At 69.4% G+C, this 15,021-nt stretch carries 12 protein-coding genes and 1 tRNA gene; 7 read left to right on the forward strand and 6 right to left on the reverse strand.

The genetic code is table 11. From position 1 onward, the window contains the following. Window positions 1-154 precede the first annotated feature (154 nt). Window positions 155-231 (forward strand) — tRNA-Pro (locus RM609_RS08970). On the opposite strand, the gene RM609_RS08975 is transcribed toward RM609_RS08970, so the two are convergent. Continuing rightward, window positions 210-1,433, reverse strand: coding sequence for a tyrosine-type recombinase/integrase (locus tag RM609_RS08975; protein ID WP_311609396.1), 1,224 nt, complete (start codon window positions 1,431-1,433; stop codon window positions 210-212). The two genes, RM609_RS08970 and RM609_RS08975, sit on opposite strands and share 22 nt — an antisense overlap. A gap of 766 nt (window positions 1,434-2,199) precedes the next feature. Between RM609_RS08975 and RM609_RS08980 the strand changes: the two genes are divergently transcribed. Beyond that, on the forward strand, window positions 2,200-2,655 hold the full coding sequence (locus RM609_RS08980) for a VOC family protein (RefSeq protein WP_311609398.1): 456 nt from the start codon (window positions 2,200-2,202) through the stop codon (window positions 2,653-2,655). A gap of 29 nt (window positions 2,656-2,684) precedes the next feature. Here RM609_RS08980 and RM609_RS08985 read toward each other — a convergent pair whose 3' ends face one another. Further along, a complete protein-coding gene (locus RM609_RS08985; protein ID WP_311609400.1) occupies window positions 2,685-3,680 on the reverse strand; it encodes a radical SAM protein in 996 nt (331 codons plus the stop codon). After that, window positions 3,677-4,654 carry a helix-turn-helix transcriptional regulator gene (locus RM609_RS08990; RefSeq protein WP_311609402.1) on the reverse strand — a complete coding sequence of 326 codons (978 nt, stop codon included), beginning with the start codon at window positions 4,652-4,654 and terminating at the stop codon, window positions 3,677-3,679. The genes RM609_RS08985 and RM609_RS08990 overlap by 4 nt, the downstream gene beginning before the upstream one ends. 211 nt (window positions 4,655-4,865) lie before the next feature. Between RM609_RS08990 and RM609_RS08995 the strand changes: the two genes are divergently transcribed. The 3 genes from RM609_RS08995 to RM609_RS09005 are packed head-to-tail and all read left to right on the forward strand — an operon-like array spanning window position 4,866 to window position 7,903. Continuing rightward, window positions 4,866-5,309 (forward strand): VOC family protein, encoded by a 444-nt coding sequence (locus RM609_RS08995; RefSeq protein ID WP_311609403.1) that lies wholly within the window; start codon window positions 4,866-4,868, stop codon window positions 5,307-5,309. 50 nt (window positions 5,310-5,359) lie between these two features. Then, entirely contained in the window at window positions 5,360-7,063 is a 1,704-nt protein-coding gene (locus RM609_RS09000; protein WP_311609404.1) for an MFS transporter, read from the forward strand. Window positions 7,064-7,084: 21 nt separating this feature from the next. Continuing rightward, complete coding sequence (locus RM609_RS09005) at window positions 7,085-7,903, forward strand: VOC family protein (RefSeq protein WP_311609406.1); 819 nt, start codon at window positions 7,085-7,087, stop codon at window positions 7,901-7,903. A gap of 44 nt (window positions 7,904-7,947) precedes the next feature. Here the strand turns inward: RM609_RS09005 and RM609_RS09010 are convergent, their stop codons facing one another. Both RM609_RS09010 and RM609_RS09015 read right to left on the reverse strand, forming a co-directional pair. Further along, complete coding sequence (locus tag RM609_RS09010; RefSeq protein WP_311609407.1) at window positions 7,948-10,236, reverse strand: excinuclease ABC subunit UvrA; 2,289 nt, start codon at window positions 10,234-10,236, stop codon at window positions 7,948-7,950. An 81-nt stretch (window positions 10,237-10,317) separates the two neighbouring features. Next, window positions 10,318-11,262: a Gfo/Idh/MocA family protein gene (locus tag RM609_RS09015; protein WP_311609409.1), complete on the reverse strand. Its 945-nt coding sequence runs from the start codon at window positions 11,260-11,262 to the stop codon at window positions 10,318-10,320. A gap of 116 nt (window positions 11,263-11,378) precedes the next feature. On the opposite strand from RM609_RS09015, the gene RM609_RS09020 reads away from it, so the two are divergent. Further along, window positions 11,379-12,371: a helix-turn-helix transcriptional regulator gene (locus RM609_RS09020; protein ID WP_311609411.1), complete on the forward strand. Its 993-nt coding sequence runs from the start codon at window positions 11,379-11,381 to the stop codon at window positions 12,369-12,371. 562 nt (window positions 12,372-12,933) lie between these two features. On the opposite strand, the gene RM609_RS09025 is transcribed toward RM609_RS09020, so the two are convergent. Beyond that, the gene (locus RM609_RS09025) at window positions 12,934-13,407 is read right to left on the reverse strand and encodes a tyrosine-type recombinase/integrase (protein ID WP_311609702.1); all 474 of its coding nucleotides are present in this window, start codon (window positions 13,405-13,407) and stop codon (window positions 12,934-12,936) included. Between the two features lie 29 nt (window positions 13,408-13,436). Between RM609_RS09025 and RM609_RS09030 the strand changes: the two genes are divergently transcribed. Then, window positions 13,437-14,408 carry a hypothetical protein gene (locus RM609_RS09030; protein ID WP_311609412.1) on the forward strand — a complete coding sequence of 324 codons (972 nt, stop codon included), beginning with the start codon at window positions 13,437-13,439 and terminating at the stop codon, window positions 14,406-14,408. The last annotated feature ends 613 nt before the right edge of the window (window positions 14,409-15,021 follow it).

A 15,021-nucleotide genomic window follows, 5' to 3' on the forward strand; every position in this document is an offset into this window, starting at 1 on the left:
CACACCCCCCTCGCCGCGGTGGGCGCGGGCCCCGGTCGCGGGGCGGGGAAGGGGGCGGGGAAGGGGCGGGAAAGCGGTGCGCGAGCACCGCGTGAAGTGCGGTATTGTTCTCATGCGCGGTCGGCGAGGGCGAAAGCCCGGGCCGGACGAGCACCGGGACGTGGCGCAGCTTGGTAGCGCACTTGACTGGGGGTCAAGGGGTCGTGGGTTCAAATCCCGCCGTCCCGACCAGCGATTTTCGCAGGTCGGAGGCCGTTCTCGCATGGTGCGAGGACGGCCTTTCTGATGTTGTGTCGGCTTGTGGTCGCAAGGTGGTCGCAGGTGCGGGGGATCTTCAGGGCTGGGCTGCCGTAATTCCTGGTGCTGGTGGGCTGTCTGGTGATGGTCATCTGGTTGTGGAGCTGGGGGATGTGGTCGCAGGGCGGTCGCGGTGCCGGGATGGGCCGTGGGGGAGTGGGCGGCCGGTCTGCTCTGGTGAGGGTTTTGTCGATAGCGTCAACGGCCTCGCGGGCTGCCTGGGTGGTGAGGTGGCTGTAGATGTTCGCGGTCGTGGACAGTGTCGAGTGCCGCAGGGTCTTGGAGACCACGGTGAGCGGGACTCCCGCGTTGATCGAGATCGTGGCTGACAGGTGCCGCAGGTCATGGATGGTCGTGCGGGAGACGTCGGCCTCGCGGCTGAGCAGGTGGAAGCGGTTGAGGGCGTATTCCGGGTGGATGGGGCGGCCGTCGGGCCGGTGGAAGACGAAGTCGCCCTCGAGGCCTTCGGCGGTTGACGGGCATCTGGCGCGTCTGCGGCGCTGTAGGGCGGTGGCGACGCGGTCGGAGATGGCGACCCAGCTTCTGCTGCTCCTGGTCTTGGGCGTGGTGATTACGAGGCGGTTGTTGTCGATGGCCGAGAGCGTGGTGTGTATGTAGAGGACGCGCTTGTCGAGGTGAACGTCGTCCCAGCGGAGAGCGAGAGCCTCGCCCTTGCGGATGCCGGTTCCGATGAGGATTTCGACGAGGTCGGCCATGAGCGGATCGGCCGTGTGGCAGTACCGCAGGAAGACGGCAGTCTCCTCGAGTGTCCAGATGTGGCGCTCGGCGGCCGCTGGCCGGGGGATGATCGTGGGCCGTGCCGGATTGTGGTCGAGCCGGTGGTGCCGGACGGCCTCGCCGAGCGCACTCGACAGGGTGGCGAGGATGCGGTGGACGGTGACAGGCCCCCTGCCACACGCGAACTGTGCTCGTACGAAGGCGGCGATGTGGCCGTACCCGAGGTCGTCGAGCTTGATTTTCCCGAGCGCGGGGACGAGGTCATCGACGACATACGCGTGATAGCGCACCACGGTCGTCGGCTTCAGGGTCATCGCCTTGGCCTGGAGCCAGGCGGTCAGATAGTCCGCGACCGTCTGGTTCGGGTCCGCAAGGAATCCGCCGGCGCTGTCGACCATCCGCCGCAGAGCCTGTGCAGCCGTGTTCCGGTCAGAGAAGCCGCCCCGGCGGATGGTGCGTCGACGGGCGGGGGAGGGGAGATCGACGGCGAACGTCCAGGTCCCGTGATCAGGATCGGTGAGGAGCCGTGGGCAGCGTGATCCGAGCTGTTGGTGCTGGTGGTCCCGGCAGCCGCAGCGCCGGTAGACGCGCCCCCGAGACATGGCGGAGCGCATGGTGATCGCTTCCAAAGGTTGCGCATTGAACTGCTACACCCAGTGTCGATCTCCGAGTGGCGATTCATGCGACCACCTGCGACCACAACGCCATCCGCATGACCTCTGACCTGCGGCGATCCCTTGGTGGGGCGCCAAGTGCGTCTGCCTGCAGACGCGGGCCATCGTCCAGTGGCCGCAGACCGGTGGCGAATGGGGCGAGCAAGCGTCCTCCATATCCCATCAGTCCGGGACTTGCTCAAGATGCTGGAGCGGATTTCCCGCGGGGAGCAACTCTGTGTCTGCGGTCCGAGCGGCACGGGGTGTACCGCCCGGCGGCCATGGCGGTCCTGACCTTGGGGCTGTTCAGGGGGTGGCCGAGATACGACCGGAAGGGATAGCAGTGCGACGGGGTTCCGGTGCTGATCGCCGTAAAGACAACCGAGGGCTTCCAGGCAATAGGACATTTTCTGGCCTATTGGACTTCTAGCGTGGGACACGTCGCAGGGAGAACATCCCTGCCCTTCTGGTTCTATGCGGGTTTGCCCGTGGAGAGATAAAGGAGTTTGTCATGGCTCTCAAGGAAACGATCCAGCGGTTCACCCCGATGCTGTATGTGCGCGGCAGCAAGGACGCCGTCGCCTTCTACGACGAGGTGTTCGGCACGGAGGAGATCGCCGAGCGCACCATGCTGCTTTCCCAGGTGCCGGGCATGGAGGCCGTTCCGGGTGCGGACCGGACGGTTGTCTACTCCAAGCTGCAGTTCGCCGACGGCAGTGGTCTGAACGTCGCGGAGCAGAACGAGGGCGGCCCCACCACGCGGGAGGGCGTCGTCGTCGGCAACAATATTCACGTCGGTCTGCAGCACTCCGATGCCGCCGTGCAGAAGGCGGAGTTCGACAAGCTTGCCGAGGGCGGTGAGGTGCTGGAGCCGCTGGAGGAGAAGTTCTGGGGTGTGGCGTTCGGGATCGTCCGTGACAAGTACGGCGTGATCTGGGAGTCCAACTGCTACCTGAAGCAGGGCTGATCAACTGATGCCCCCGCCCGCGGGACCGTCTACCGGTCCCGCTGGCGGGGGCTTTTGCTGTCCGGGGTGCGGCGGCTGACATCGCGTATGTAGTCCTCCCAACGCGGCAGTCCGTGGCGGGCGGCCCGGGCGTGGAGGTGGGCGGTGACCTCACGGACGTATGAGGCGGGCATGGAGCGGCTGTTGGCGTAGGAGGCGGCCAGGAGCTGGTGGAGGTGGGGCGGGAGGTGGGCGGCGGACTGGGTGAGGAACCAGTCGCGAGCGCCGGGGCTGATGCGCATGACGTCGGGGTAGACGGTGACGGCCCCGGCTTCGGCGCAGGCGTCGACGAGCGCGTCGAGGGCGGCGGGGCGGTCGCCGGCGTGGGGGATGACGGGGGCGATGAGGACGCCGGCGGCGACGCCGGCGGCGCGGAGGGCGGCGATGGTGGCGAGGCGGGCGCGCGGGGGTGCGGCGCCGGGTTCGAAGGCGCGCCACACGCGCTCGTCGAGCGAGCCGAGGGACGTCATGACCAGGACGTTCGCGACGCGGGCCGCTTCGGCGAGGAGGGGGATGTCGCGGCGCAGGAGGGCGCTCTTCGTCGTGGTGGTGAAGTTGACGCGGTGGTCGGTGAGGGTGCGCAGGATGCCGGGCATCAATCGGTAGTGGCCTTCGGCGCGCTGGTAGCAGTCGGTGGAGGTGCCGACCATGACCCAGTCGTCGCCGGTCTTGCCGCCGCGCAGTTCGCGGCGCAGGACGTCGGCGGCGTTGGTCTTGACGACGACCTGGGTGTTGAAGCCTTCTCCGGTGTCGAGGCCGAGGCGGGCGTGGTTGTCGCGGGCGAAGCAGTAGGTGCAGGCGTGGGTGCAGCCCCGGTAGGGGTTGAGGGTCCAGGCCATGCCGCCGGGACGGGCGCCGGGGATCTTGTTGAGGAGGGTGCGGGCGCGGTGTTCGTGGTAGGTGATGCCGCGGAATCCGGGGGCTGGGGTGGGCGGCGGGGCCACCGACGCGGCATCGAAGAGACCGGGCTGGTCGTGGTCGTTCACTCGCCGACGCCCTTCTCCGTGGAGCGGGCCGCGCGCAGGACGCGTTCTCCCAGTGTGCGCAGGTGCGGGCCGAGTCCGGGCGGGTCGAGGACGTCGAAGTCGACGCCGAGGACGGCCACCCGGTAGGCGAGGTACTCCAGGGAGTCGGCGCCGGTGAGCAGGCGGCAGGTGTGGTCGTCGACGGGTTCGACGACGCCGAGGGTGGGCGGGACGCGGTCGGCGACCTGTTCGGCGGGGGCGTGGACGAGGAGCAGGGCGCGGTGGCCGGCGGTGCCGCTGAGGGTGGTGGAGACCCAGGTGGCGGCGTCCACGCCGCCGGGCAGTGCGCGCGCCGGTACGCGGGCGCCCGTACGCAGCGGGTCGGTGAGGCGGTCGAGGCGGAAGGTGCGCCAGTCGGCGCGGTCGCAGTCGTGGGCGACGAGATACCAGCGGCGTCCGGCGGCGACGAGCTGGTGGGGCTCGACCAGTCGGCGGGTCTCCTGGCCCTTGGCGGCGCGGTAGGTGAAGCGGAGCTTCTCGTGGGCGACGCAGGCGGCCGCGATCAGCGCCAGGTGTTCGGCGTCCGCCGTGGGTCCGCCTTGCGGCACGGCGACGGCCGCTTCCTGGAGCACGGTCACGCGCCGTCGCAGCCGTGAGGGGAGCACCTGTTCCAGTTTGGCCAGGGCGCGTACGGAGGTCTCCTCGATGCCGGTGACCGCGCCCGCGGCGGCGGTGCGCAGGCCGATGGCGATGGCGACGGCCTCCTCGTCGTCCAGCAGCAGCGGCGGCATCGCGCTGCCGGCGGTCAGGCGGTAACCGCCGGTGTTGCCCTGGGTGGCGTGCACCGGATAGCCGAGCTCGCGCAGGCGGTCGATGTCGCGGCGGATGGTGCGCGGGCTGACGCTCAGGCGCTCGGCGAGCTCGTGGCCGGGCCACTCGCGCGGGGACTGCAGCAGGGAGAGCAGCCGCAGGAGGCGGGCGGGGGTGTCACTCATGGACGGGAGCATCCCATTCCAATAGGACATTTTCCGGCCTATTGCCCGACCGTCCACCGGCTTGCCGGGGCCTTGCCGCCTCGCCGTCGCACAGGTTTCGCAATAGGTCATGAATTGACCTATTGGGTTCCTATGGTCGTTTCAGAGCTTCGGAGAGCCCGTGCCAGGGCCCGGGCATTCCCCCCATCCCTTGAACGACCAGGAGTACGTCATGGCCGGCACCCCCACCTTCTTCGTCACCCCGATGATCTACTGCGACGGCGCGCTGGAGGCGATCGCGTTCTACGAGGACGCCCTCGATGCCAAGGAGGTCGCCGGGAGCCGCATGCTGGCCTCCTACCTCCCCGGCATGGCGGACGTGCCGGGCATGGACCGCACCGTCGTCTACTCCAAGCTGCTGTTCACCGACGGCAGCGGCCTCAGCGTCGCCGACCGCTTCGGTGACCCGACCGCCAAGCACGGCCCGGTCACCGGCAACAACCTCCACATCGGCCTCCAGCACACCGACCTCGCCGAGCAGAAGACGGCATTCGGCAAGCTCGCCGCCGGCGGCGTCGTCCATGAGGCGCTGGAGCCCAAGCCCTGGGGCGCGTCCTACGGCATCGTCCAGGACCGCTACGGCGTGATCTGGGAGATGAACTGCTGCACCGGCTGAGCCCGTTCACGGCCCGCCCGCACGCACCACCCCTTTTTCAGGAGCACTTGATGATTCCCCCCGCCACCTCCCACGCGCCCCCCGATCCGCGCCGCTGGCTCGCCCTGACCGCTCTGCTGGCCGGCACGCTGATGGACGTCATCGACGTCACGATCGTCAACGTCGCCATTCCGCACATCCAGGAGGACCTCGGCGCCTCCTACACCGCCGTGCAGTGGACGATCGCCGGCTACGCGCTGACCTTCGCGCTGCTGCTGATCACCGGCGGGCGGCTCGGCGACATCTACGGCCGCAAGCGGCTGTTCATGCTCGGCATCGCCGGGTTCACCGTGGCCTCCGCGCTGTGCGGGTTCTCCGTGAACGCGCCCATGCTCATCGCCGCCCGTGTCGCGCAGGGTGCCATGGCGGGCCTGATGGTGCCGCAGGTCCTGGCCACCGTGCACGTCACCTTCCCCAAGGGTGAGCGGGCCAAGGTCTTCGGCATCCACGGCGCGATCGGTGCCGCGGGCACCATCCTGGGCCCCGTCCTCGGCGGCATTCTCGTCCAGGCCGACCTGTTCGGCCTGTCCTGGCGGCCGATCTTCCTGATCAACCTGCCCGTCGGCCTCGTGGCCCTTTTGATCGCCGCCCGCGCCATGGGCGAGTCGAAGGCCGAGAAGGCGCCGCGCCTGGACCTCGTCGGCATGGGCCTGGCGGCGCTTGGGCTGCTGATGGTCATCTACCCGCTCACGGAAGGCCGTTCGCTGGGCTGGCCGGTCTGGTGTTTTGTGATGATGGCCGCCGGCGTCGCCGTGCTCGCCGTCTTCGCCGTCCACCAGCGGGCCAAGACCGTCTGCGACGACGGCCCGTTGATGCCGACCGGCCTGTTCGCGGCCCGCAGCTTCAGCGCGGGGATCGGCGTGCAGCTGCTGATCACGCTGAGCCTGAGCGTGTTCTTCCTGGCGTGGATGCTCTATCTACAGATCGGCCTGGGCTACAGCGCCCTGCGCGCGGGCCTTGCCGGACTGCCGTTCTCGGTGGCCGTCATGGTCGGCGCCGGGCTGGCGATGGGCGCGCTCGTACCGCGCTTCGGCCGCACGGTCCTGCAGGCGGGCGCGGTCCTGATGATCGCGGGCCTGCTGCTGTTCGCCTGGCAGACCGGCGAGGCCGGGGCCTCGATCGGCTACTGGCAGATGGCCTGGCCGATGACCGTCTTCGGACTCGGCATGGGAATGATCGTCGCCCCGCTCGCCGACACCGTCCTCACCGACGTCCCCGCCCACGACGCGGGCGCCGCCTCCGGCGTCACCGCCACGGCCGGCCAGCTCGGCAGCGCCTTCGGAGCGGCCCTGGTCGCCGTCGTCTTCTTCGGACTGCTCCCCGGCCACGCGACGAACGACGACGTCACCGCACAGCTCCGCAAGGAACTGGCCGCCGGCTCCCTGACCGCTGAGCACGCCGAGCGAACGGTGACCGCCTTCACGATGTGCCACCGCGACCGCTCGGACCAGACCGACCCCAGCCGCATCCCGCCCAGCTGCCGCGCCCTCGCGTCCGCGAACAGCGATGCCCGCGCCGCGGCCGCGCTCCGCCGGGCCGGAGAACAGGCCAACGCCCAGACCTACACCGACACGGTCGGCGAGAGCGTTCTGTACGTCACCGGACTCGTCGCCGCAGCCCTCCTGCTGATGTTCGCCCTGCCCCGCAAGGTCCGCCAGACGGAACCCGGCGCGGACCAGGAGGACACCCCCACCCCTACCGTCAGCGCAGCCTGACGCCACGAAAGGAATGCTGTCATGAGCTTCATGTCTCCCGGATCCGTCGTCTGGTTCGAGATCGGCACCACCGACACGCAGCCCGTCCAGGACTTCTACGGGGCCGTGCTCGGCTGGACCTTCGAGACCGACCCCGACTCCTCCACCGGCGGACGCTCCTACACCCGCATCATCGCCCCCGGCGCGCCGTGGCCCATGGGCGCGATCGAACAGGGCGGCAGCGGCAGCGAGGTCATCAACCTGTCCGTCCTGTCGGCCGACGTCCCCGCCGACGTCGAACGGCTGCGGAAACTGGGCGCGACGCTCGTCGTCCCCGCCACGACGGTCGGCGAGGTCACCGTCTTCGCCCGGCTGCGGGACCCGCTGGGCAACACCTTCGCCCTCTTCTCCCGCACGGCCTCGGACGAGCTGGCCGAGCGCGCGGCCGCCACGGAGGAACACCTCGCACAGGCCGCGTACGCGCCCGCGGCGGGCTCCTTCGCCTGGTTCGAGATCGGCACCACCGACCCGCAGGCGTCGAGCGAATTCTACGGCGAGGCGTTCGGCTGGCGCTTCGAGAAGGACGACAGCGCCGGCGGCAAGCCGTACTACAACGTCTTCACCGGCAACGAGTGGCCCTCCGGCGGTATGTACGACCACTCCTCGGGCCCGGGCGGCGCCGACTACACCATGCCCTCGTTCATGGTCACCGACGTCCCCGCCACCGTCACCGCGGCCGTCGAGGCAGGCGCCGTGGTCGAACACGGCCCGGACGGCAACCCCGACGGGCTGGTCTTCGCCCGCCTGAAGGACCAGAACGGCAACCGCTTCGGCCTCTTCTCCATGCCGACGCGGCCCTGATCACCACCACGACAAGGGGCCCGGCGCGGACGCCGGGCCCCTTCTCAGCCGTCCAGACCCTGCCGCAGTGCCCGCGCGGTGTGGGACGTGCGGTGCTTCAGCAACCGGGCGGGTGTGCCGGTGAAGAGGACCTGCCCGCCGTGGCGGCCGCCTTCGGGGCCCATGTCGATGACCCAGTCGGCCTGTTTGACGATGTCGAGGTTGTGCTCGATGACGATCACGGTGTTGCCGTCGTCGACGAGCCGGTCCAGCAGCCGCTGGAGGATCTCGACGTCGGCCATGTGCAGCCCGGTGGTCGGCTCGTCCAGCACATAGAGGCCGCCGCGGCCGCCGAGGTGCCCGGCCAGCTTCAGCCGCTGGCGCTCGCCCCCGGACAGCGTCGACAGCGGCTGCCCGAGCGTGAGATAGCCGAGCCCGACCTCCACCAGCGTCCCCAGCGCCGACCGGACACCGCGCTCGCCCCGTCCGGTGAAGAACGCGCACGCCTCCTCGGCGGTCAGCGCGAGCACGTCGGTGACCGTCCTGCCGCGCAGCCTGTACGAGAGGGCCTCGGCGCTGTAGCGCGAGCCCGCGCACGTCTCGCAGACGGTGGTGACCGGGTCGGCGAAGGCCATGTCCGCCGTGAGGCTGCCCTTGCCGCCACAGGCGGGGCAGGCGCCTGTGGAGTTGAAGCTGAACAGCCCGGCGGGCACACCGTTGGCATCGGCGAAGAGCTTGCGGACCGTGTCCATAATGCCCAGCCACGTAGCGGGCGTAGAACGGGAGTTCGCGCCGATGGCACCCTGATCGACGAAGACCGCCTCGGGGTGCTGAGCCGTGAACACCTCGGACATGAGCGTGGACTTGCCGGAACCCGCCACGCCCGTGACCGCGGTCAGGACACCGGTGGGCACGTCCACGGACACGTCCCTGAGGTTGTGCAAGCTTGCGCCGGTGACCGCCACGTGCCCGGTGGGCGTACGGACCTCGGTCTTCAGCGGCAGCGTACGGCCCAGGTGCCGGCCGGTGAGCGTCCCGGACCCGCGCAGCCCGGCCACACTCCCCTCGAAGACCACCCGCCCACCGTGTACTCCCGCGCCCGGGCCCATGTCGACGACGTGGTCGGCCAGCGCGATGACGTCCCGGTCGTGCTCGACGATCAGCAGCGTGTTGCCCTGGTCGCGCAGCTGCGTCAGCAGCCGCCCCACCCGGTGCACGTCCCGCGGATGCAGCCCGGTGGACGGCTCGTCGAAGATGTAGGTCATGCCGGTGAGGCTGGAGCCGAGATTGCGTACGATCTTCAGCCGCTGCCCCTCGCCGCCGGAGAGCGATCCCGTCTCCCGCCCCAGGTGCAGATAGCCCAGCCCGATGTCGTCGATGCGCCGCAGCCCCTCGACGGCCGCCTGTGCGATCGGCGTGCCCAGCGGATGGTCGATCTTCTCCAGGACACCGATCAGGTCGGTGACCTCCATGGCCATGTGGTCGGCGATACCGAGCCCGTTGATCCTCGTCGCGAGAGCGGCCTGGTTCAGCCGGGCCCCGTGACAGGCGGGACACGGGGCGTCGGTGGTGAACCTCTCCACCGCGTCCCGCGTCCGCTTGGACAGCGTGGAGAGATCCCGGTTGAGGTAGAGGCGGTTGAAGCGGTCGACGATGCCCTCGTAGGTGACATTCTGGGTGCCCATGCGGGTGGCGAGCTCGATCTTCACCTCACCGTCCGCACCGCCGTGCAGCAGCGTCCGCCACTCCCGCTTCGTGTACGAGCGCAGTGGCTTGTCGTTGTCGAACAGCCCCGAGCGCGTGAACAGCGTCCACTGCACACCCCCGACGTTGAACAGCGGGAACAGCAGCGCCCCGTCGTTGAGGGACTTGCTCCTGTCGAAGAAACACTCCAGGTCCAGCTGGACGGTACGCCCCAGTCCCTGACAGGCGGGACAGGCGCCGGAGGGGTCGTTGAAGGAGTACGCGGTGGACATGCCCGCGGACGGCTCGCCCGCACGGGAGAACAGCAGCCGGATCAGCGAGGCGATGTCCGTGACCGTGCCCACCGTGGAGCGGCTCCCGCCGCCCAGCGGCCGCTGGTCCACCACGATCGCCGGGGAGAGGTGGCGGATGCCGTCGGCCTCGGGCTTCTCGTACTTGGGCAGACGGTTACGGACGAAGGTGGGGAAGGTCTCGTTCAGCTGCCGCTGCGATTCCACGGCGACGGTGTCGAAGACCACCGACGACTTGCCCGACCCGGACACCCCGGTGAACACCGTGATCACCCCCTTCGGGATGGTCAGGCAGACGTCCTTGAGGTTGTGCTCACGGGCGCGGGTGATGACGATCCCGCTGTCACTGTGTCGGGTCATGGCGGTGCTCCTGGCAGGTGGGGCGGCGAACGGGGTGCGGGGCGGGCCCCGGGCCTGCAGGGGTGGCCCGGGGGAAAGGGGTCAGGACGCGGTGAGGGCCCGGTCGATGTCCAGGGCCAGGCGCAGGGTCTCGGTCGCCGCGCGCGGGGTGAGCAGCGTGTCCGGCGCGCCGTCGGCGAGGCGGTCCAGGACGTGGTTGATCGCCGCGCTGTAGTTGTCGGCCGGGGTGAGCTCGATGTCCCGGGAGCCGCCCGGGGTGTATTCGGTCAGGCGCATCGTCGGGCCCGCCGGGTCGAAGGGCCTCTCGTGCAGCTCCAGGACGCCCTCGGTGAAGGTCGCCTCGAAGCCGTGGGTGACGCCGTAGGAGGCCGGGACCATGGACGAGGAGGTGTACTCCACGACCACGTCGTCGTAGCGCAGGACCGTCTCGGCGGCTGCCCGCCCGGCGCCCGCGGCGACTGCGGCGGTGTGGACGGTGCGCGGCAGGCCGAGGGCGGCCACGGTGTAGTCGAGGTCGGAGAGCATCACCTCCAGGGCGAGCTTGTCCACCCCCAGGTCGACCGGCCCCCAGACCGGGCCGGCCTTGCGGTACGAGCGCAGCGCCCGCAGCTCACCGAGCGAGCCGTCGCGTATGACGCGGTGCAGGTGCTGGACGGCGGGGTGCATGCGCATGAACATGTCGATGAACACCCGCTTGTCGCTCGCCTCGGCGGCACGGGTGATCTCCTCCGCCTCGGCGACGGTGGGGGCGATGGGCAGCTCGCACAGCACGTGCTTGCCCGCCGCCAGCGCCCGCAGGATGTGCTCCTTGTGCAGGGCGGTCGGCAGGCAGACATCCACCAGGCCGACGGCCGGGTCGCCGTAGACGGCGTCGAGGTCCGTGGTGGTGGCGAAGCCGAAACGGTCGGCGAAGGGCGCGAGCTTCTCCGGCGTGCGCCCGAACACCACGACCTCGGTATCCGGCCGCGCCGCATACGCGGCGGCGTGGGCGATGGCGAATCCGGTACCCAGCAGTCCGATCTTCATGGGGTCATCTCCTGGACGGTCCGTGCGGGAATCTCCTGGTTCGTCCCCGCCGATAACTCCACGCTAGGAGCCTTTTAGGACACCACTCGTCCGCAGAGACGGGCACAGTGGAAAACATGACGACCGACATGCCCGCCCGGATGCTCCGCCTGCTCTCGCTCCTGCAGACTCGCCGCGAATGGGCGGGCACCGAGCTCGCCGACCGGCTCGGCGTCACCACCCGCACTGTCCGCCGCGACATCGAGCGCCTGCGCGAACTCGGCTACCCCGTCGAAGGCACCACCGGCCACGCCGGCGGCTACCGCCTCGCCGCCGGCACCGCCATGCCGCCCCTCCTCCTCGACGACGAGGAAGCCGTCGCCATCGCCGTCGCCCTGCGCACCGCCACCACCGACATCACCGGCATCGAGGAAACCGCCCTCCGGGCCCTGGCCAAGCTCGAACAAGTCCTGCCCGCCCGGCTGCGCACCCAGGTCACCGCCCTCCAGCGCGCCACCGCCGCCCCCGTCACCTACGGCGGCACCGACCGCGTACGCGCCGACCCGGCGATGCTGGCCCTGCTCGCCGCAGCCTGCCGCGACCACGAGATCGTCACCTTCGACTACACCACCCGCCACGGCAGCCCCGGCCCCCGCCGCGTCGAACCCCACAGCCTGGTCCCGGCCGCCGGCCGCTGGTACCTCGTCGCCCACGACACCACGAAAGACGACTGGCGCGTCTACCGCCTCGACCGCATCACCACCCCCGCCACCACCGGCCGCCGCGTACCACCCCGCGAACTGCCCACCCCCGACCCCGCCGCGTACGTCGCCTCCAAGATCGCCACCGCCCCCGCCCGCCACCGAGTCATTGCCACAGTCCACGCCCCCGCGGAAACGGTCATCGCACGCACACAGTCCCTGCCGGAACGCGTCACCGCACTCGACGCCACCACCTGCACCGTCGACCTCTCCGGCGACTCCCTCACCCGCATCGCCCAGATCCTCGCCACCCTCGGCGACATCACGGCCCTCGACGCCGACCCCGAAGTCCTCCGCCACCTGCGCGCCACAGCCCGGCGGACCCTGCAACTCGCAGGATCCGGCGACGACTTGCCATCGGAATCCTGACGGGCCGTTCACCGGGACCGCCCTCGGCCGGCAACAGGACACCCCATGTCCTATTGCAACCGTAATGTCGGCCCCGACGCCGGAGATCTTCCCGGAAGCCCCTTTCCGGGCGGTCCGGCGGAACCGTTGGATACGTCTATCTCGACATCGTCACCGGCGCAGCGCTCTTCTTCTGGCCGCTCGGATCGTGCTCGGAGCGGGTAACTTAATAACAGGCCCCACGCGCGGGCTCATCAGACAGGGAAAGAACAGTGGCCGGCAGCGCGAGGGGGCACCTCGTGCAGGCTCATTGGTGCGAAGTCCCGTGGTGGTGCGGGGGTGTATACCCGTGTGATGGTCGTGCTTTACGGGTTCGCTTGGTGCGGCGTTACGCTCGAGTTGTGCCCAGCTCACAAACCCCTGAACTTAGGGCGGTAGCCGAGGTGCTGGAGATCCTGGGGGCCACGTGGGGACCACACGCCCTGCGCGTAATCGGACATCCTGTGCGTTACCGAACGAACTGCCGGGGCAATTTGCCCTGGTTGTCGCGGAGGTGACGGCTGGGGGGCAAGGGGTCGGGGGTTCAAATCCCGCCGTCCCGACCAGCGATTTCCGCAGGTCGGAGGCCGTTCTCGCATGATGCGAGGGCGGCCTTTCTGATTTTGTGTCGGCTTGTGGTCGCAAGGTGGTCGCAGCCTCTCGCGGCTGGTGGGGCGGCTCTGCAGTAATTCCTGGTGCTGGTGGGCTGGCTGATGATGGTCATCTGGTTGTGCAGCTGGGGGATGTGGTCGCAGGGCGGTCGCGGGGCCGGGATCGGTCGTGGGGGAGTGGGTGGCCGGTCGGCCTGGGTGAGGATTTTGTCGATAACGTCGACGGCTTCGCGGGCTGCCTGGGTGGTGAGGTGGCTGTAGACGTTCGCGGTGGTGGAGAGCGTCGAGTGGCGCAGGGCCTCGGAGACCACCGTCAGGGGGACGCCGGCGGTGATGGAGATCATGGCGGCCAGGTGTCGCAGGTCGTGGAGCGTGGTGCGGGAGACGCCGGCTTCGCGGCTGAGCAGGTGGAAACGGTTGAGGGCGTATTCCGGTCATGGCCGATCACTTCCGCGCCTTGGGTACTGTCTCGCCCGACGCCGACCAGCTCTACATCGTCTTCTCGACGAGCAATGGGGCCAAGGTGCTGCCGCTGGCAGCCATCGAGAAGCGGCTGGCAAGCGGCTGGCACGGCGTCGTCATCGCCGGTGCCTCGGATCTTCCCTCGAGTGTGATCGAGCCATGGGTCGGTGAGATCGGCCGGAGGCCGGAAGGACAGGAGAGTATCTGGCCCGAGCAAGTCCACGACGTGCATGACCCGCGCTTCGGGGACTGGCTGGGCCTCGCCGATGGAGCGCGGACGACTGCGTGGCTGACCTTCAGGGATCAAGACATCGAACGTAACCTCCGCTGTCTCGCCATGGCCCGGAGCGTTCATGATCTCCGGACCCTCGACAGCGGGAGCCGTCGGCGCGGAGTGCCCCACGATGTGTGGCAGGGCTTGCTCACCAGCAGGCGCCTGGACCTCGAGCCGTTCGAACCGCCCACCAGCGACCGGTGGCGAGAAGGCAGCGGAATTCCGCTGGGCGTGCTTGCCGACGTGCAGATCTACACCACCAACGCCGATCCGCGAATCGAGGGCAAGGGGCACTCGCCGCTGTGCAGGCACTCCCGGGAGCGCGGCGTCATCGACGATGACGACTTGCTGACCGTAGGGGACCTGCTTGCCCGGGACGATTTCGACTGGTGCAGCAAGTGCGGCGGCTACGCGGCGCGTCGGCTCACCGATACCCAGCTTTCCTACTACCGCGCAGCTCACCAGCTCCACGACATCGCCCAGCGGCTCGACCCGAAGCGAGCCGGATACGGCCGGGCCGACTTGGAGACGATCATTTCCCAGCTGAGCGAACTCGCCGATTGGCGGCCGATCGGCGAAGACCACTGGTACTCCCGGGGGGCGAGGCAGTGGTGGCAGATCGTCCGCCGCCTGCAGGGCCAGGCCGAGGCCGGCCGCCATGACATCCCATGACCACCCACACGCGACCAGCTCCTGACCACGCTCGCTCTGCCTCACTGGCTGGACTGGGTAGGGCGCCCTGCCGGAACGCCTCTTTGAGCTCGGTGCGGACCGCGCCCAGCTGATGCCGCCATGCGACTCCGACGGACAACGACACCACGAGGACATTAAGGGACGGAGGGTCGTATGAGATGATTCTTCGGCATTGACCTCTTCCTGAGGCACCTGGCGTGAGCAGCGACGGCTGGGGCGGCACCCCCGCCTTGACTTGGGCTTGGGACCAGTTTGGGACCACGCGACCCGCACACCATCGAACGATGCCCCTTATGCCCCACGTCGAGAACCCCTATTTGGCGGATATTGTCCGCATCTGATCAAGTGTCAACTTGACTGGGGCAAGGGGTCGCGGGTTCAAATCCCGCCGTCCCGACGGTACGAAAGAAGTCTCTGATTGGCGGGAAACCGCAGGTCAGAGGCTTCTTTCATGTGATCACCGGACGAGCCGCAGGTGCCGCACGGGCGCGGTCTCCGGGACCAGATTGGGACCAGCGGGTTCCTGGCGGCCCTCGGCGAGGTACAGGCGGCCTTCGGCGAGGTAGCGGTTGAGGGCGGCGTCGGCCAGGTG

It is taken from the genome of Streptomyces hesseae, from assembly GCF_031845785.1.
Lineage (GTDB): Bacteria > Actinomycetota > Actinomycetes > Streptomycetales > Streptomycetaceae > Streptomyces > Streptomyces hesseae.

What these genes read in the sequence shown, in the direction of transcription:
- RM609_RS08975 (WP_311609396.1), bottom strand. Translation starts at nt 1,433, where the DNA reads ATGGTCGACAGCGCCGGCGGATTCCTTGCGGACCCGAACCAGACGGTC.
- RM609_RS08980 (WP_311609398.1), top strand. Translation starts at nt 2,200, where the DNA reads ATGGCTCTCAAGGAAACGATCCAGCGGTTCACCCCGATGCTGTATGTG.
- RM609_RS08990 (WP_311609402.1), bottom strand. Translation starts at nt 4,654, where the DNA reads ATGAGTGACACCCCCGCCCGCCTCCTGCGGCTGCTCTCCCTGCTGCAG.
- RM609_RS08995 (WP_311609403.1), top strand. Translation starts at nt 4,866, where the DNA reads ATGGCCGGCACCCCCACCTTCTTCGTCACCCCGATGATCTACTGCGAC.
- RM609_RS09000 (WP_311609404.1), top strand. Translation starts at nt 5,360, where the DNA reads ATGATTCCCCCCGCCACCTCCCACGCGCCCCCCGATCCGCGCCGCTGG.
- RM609_RS09005 (WP_311609406.1), top strand. Translation starts at nt 7,085, where the DNA reads ATGAGCTTCATGTCTCCCGGATCCGTCGTCTGGTTCGAGATCGGCACC.
- RM609_RS09010 (WP_311609407.1), bottom strand. Translation starts at nt 10,236, where the DNA reads ATGACCCGACACAGTGACAGCGGGATCGTCATCACCCGCGCCCGTGAG.
- RM609_RS09015 (WP_311609409.1), bottom strand. Translation starts at nt 11,262, where the DNA reads ATGAAGATCGGACTGCTGGGTACCGGATTCGCCATCGCCCACGCCGCC.
- RM609_RS09020 (WP_311609411.1), top strand. Translation starts at nt 11,379, where the DNA reads ATGACGACCGACATGCCCGCCCGGATGCTCCGCCTGCTCTCGCTCCTG.
- RM609_RS09030 (WP_311609412.1), top strand. Translation starts at nt 13,437, where the DNA reads ATGGCCGATCACTTCCGCGCCTTGGGTACTGTCTCGCCCGACGCCGAC.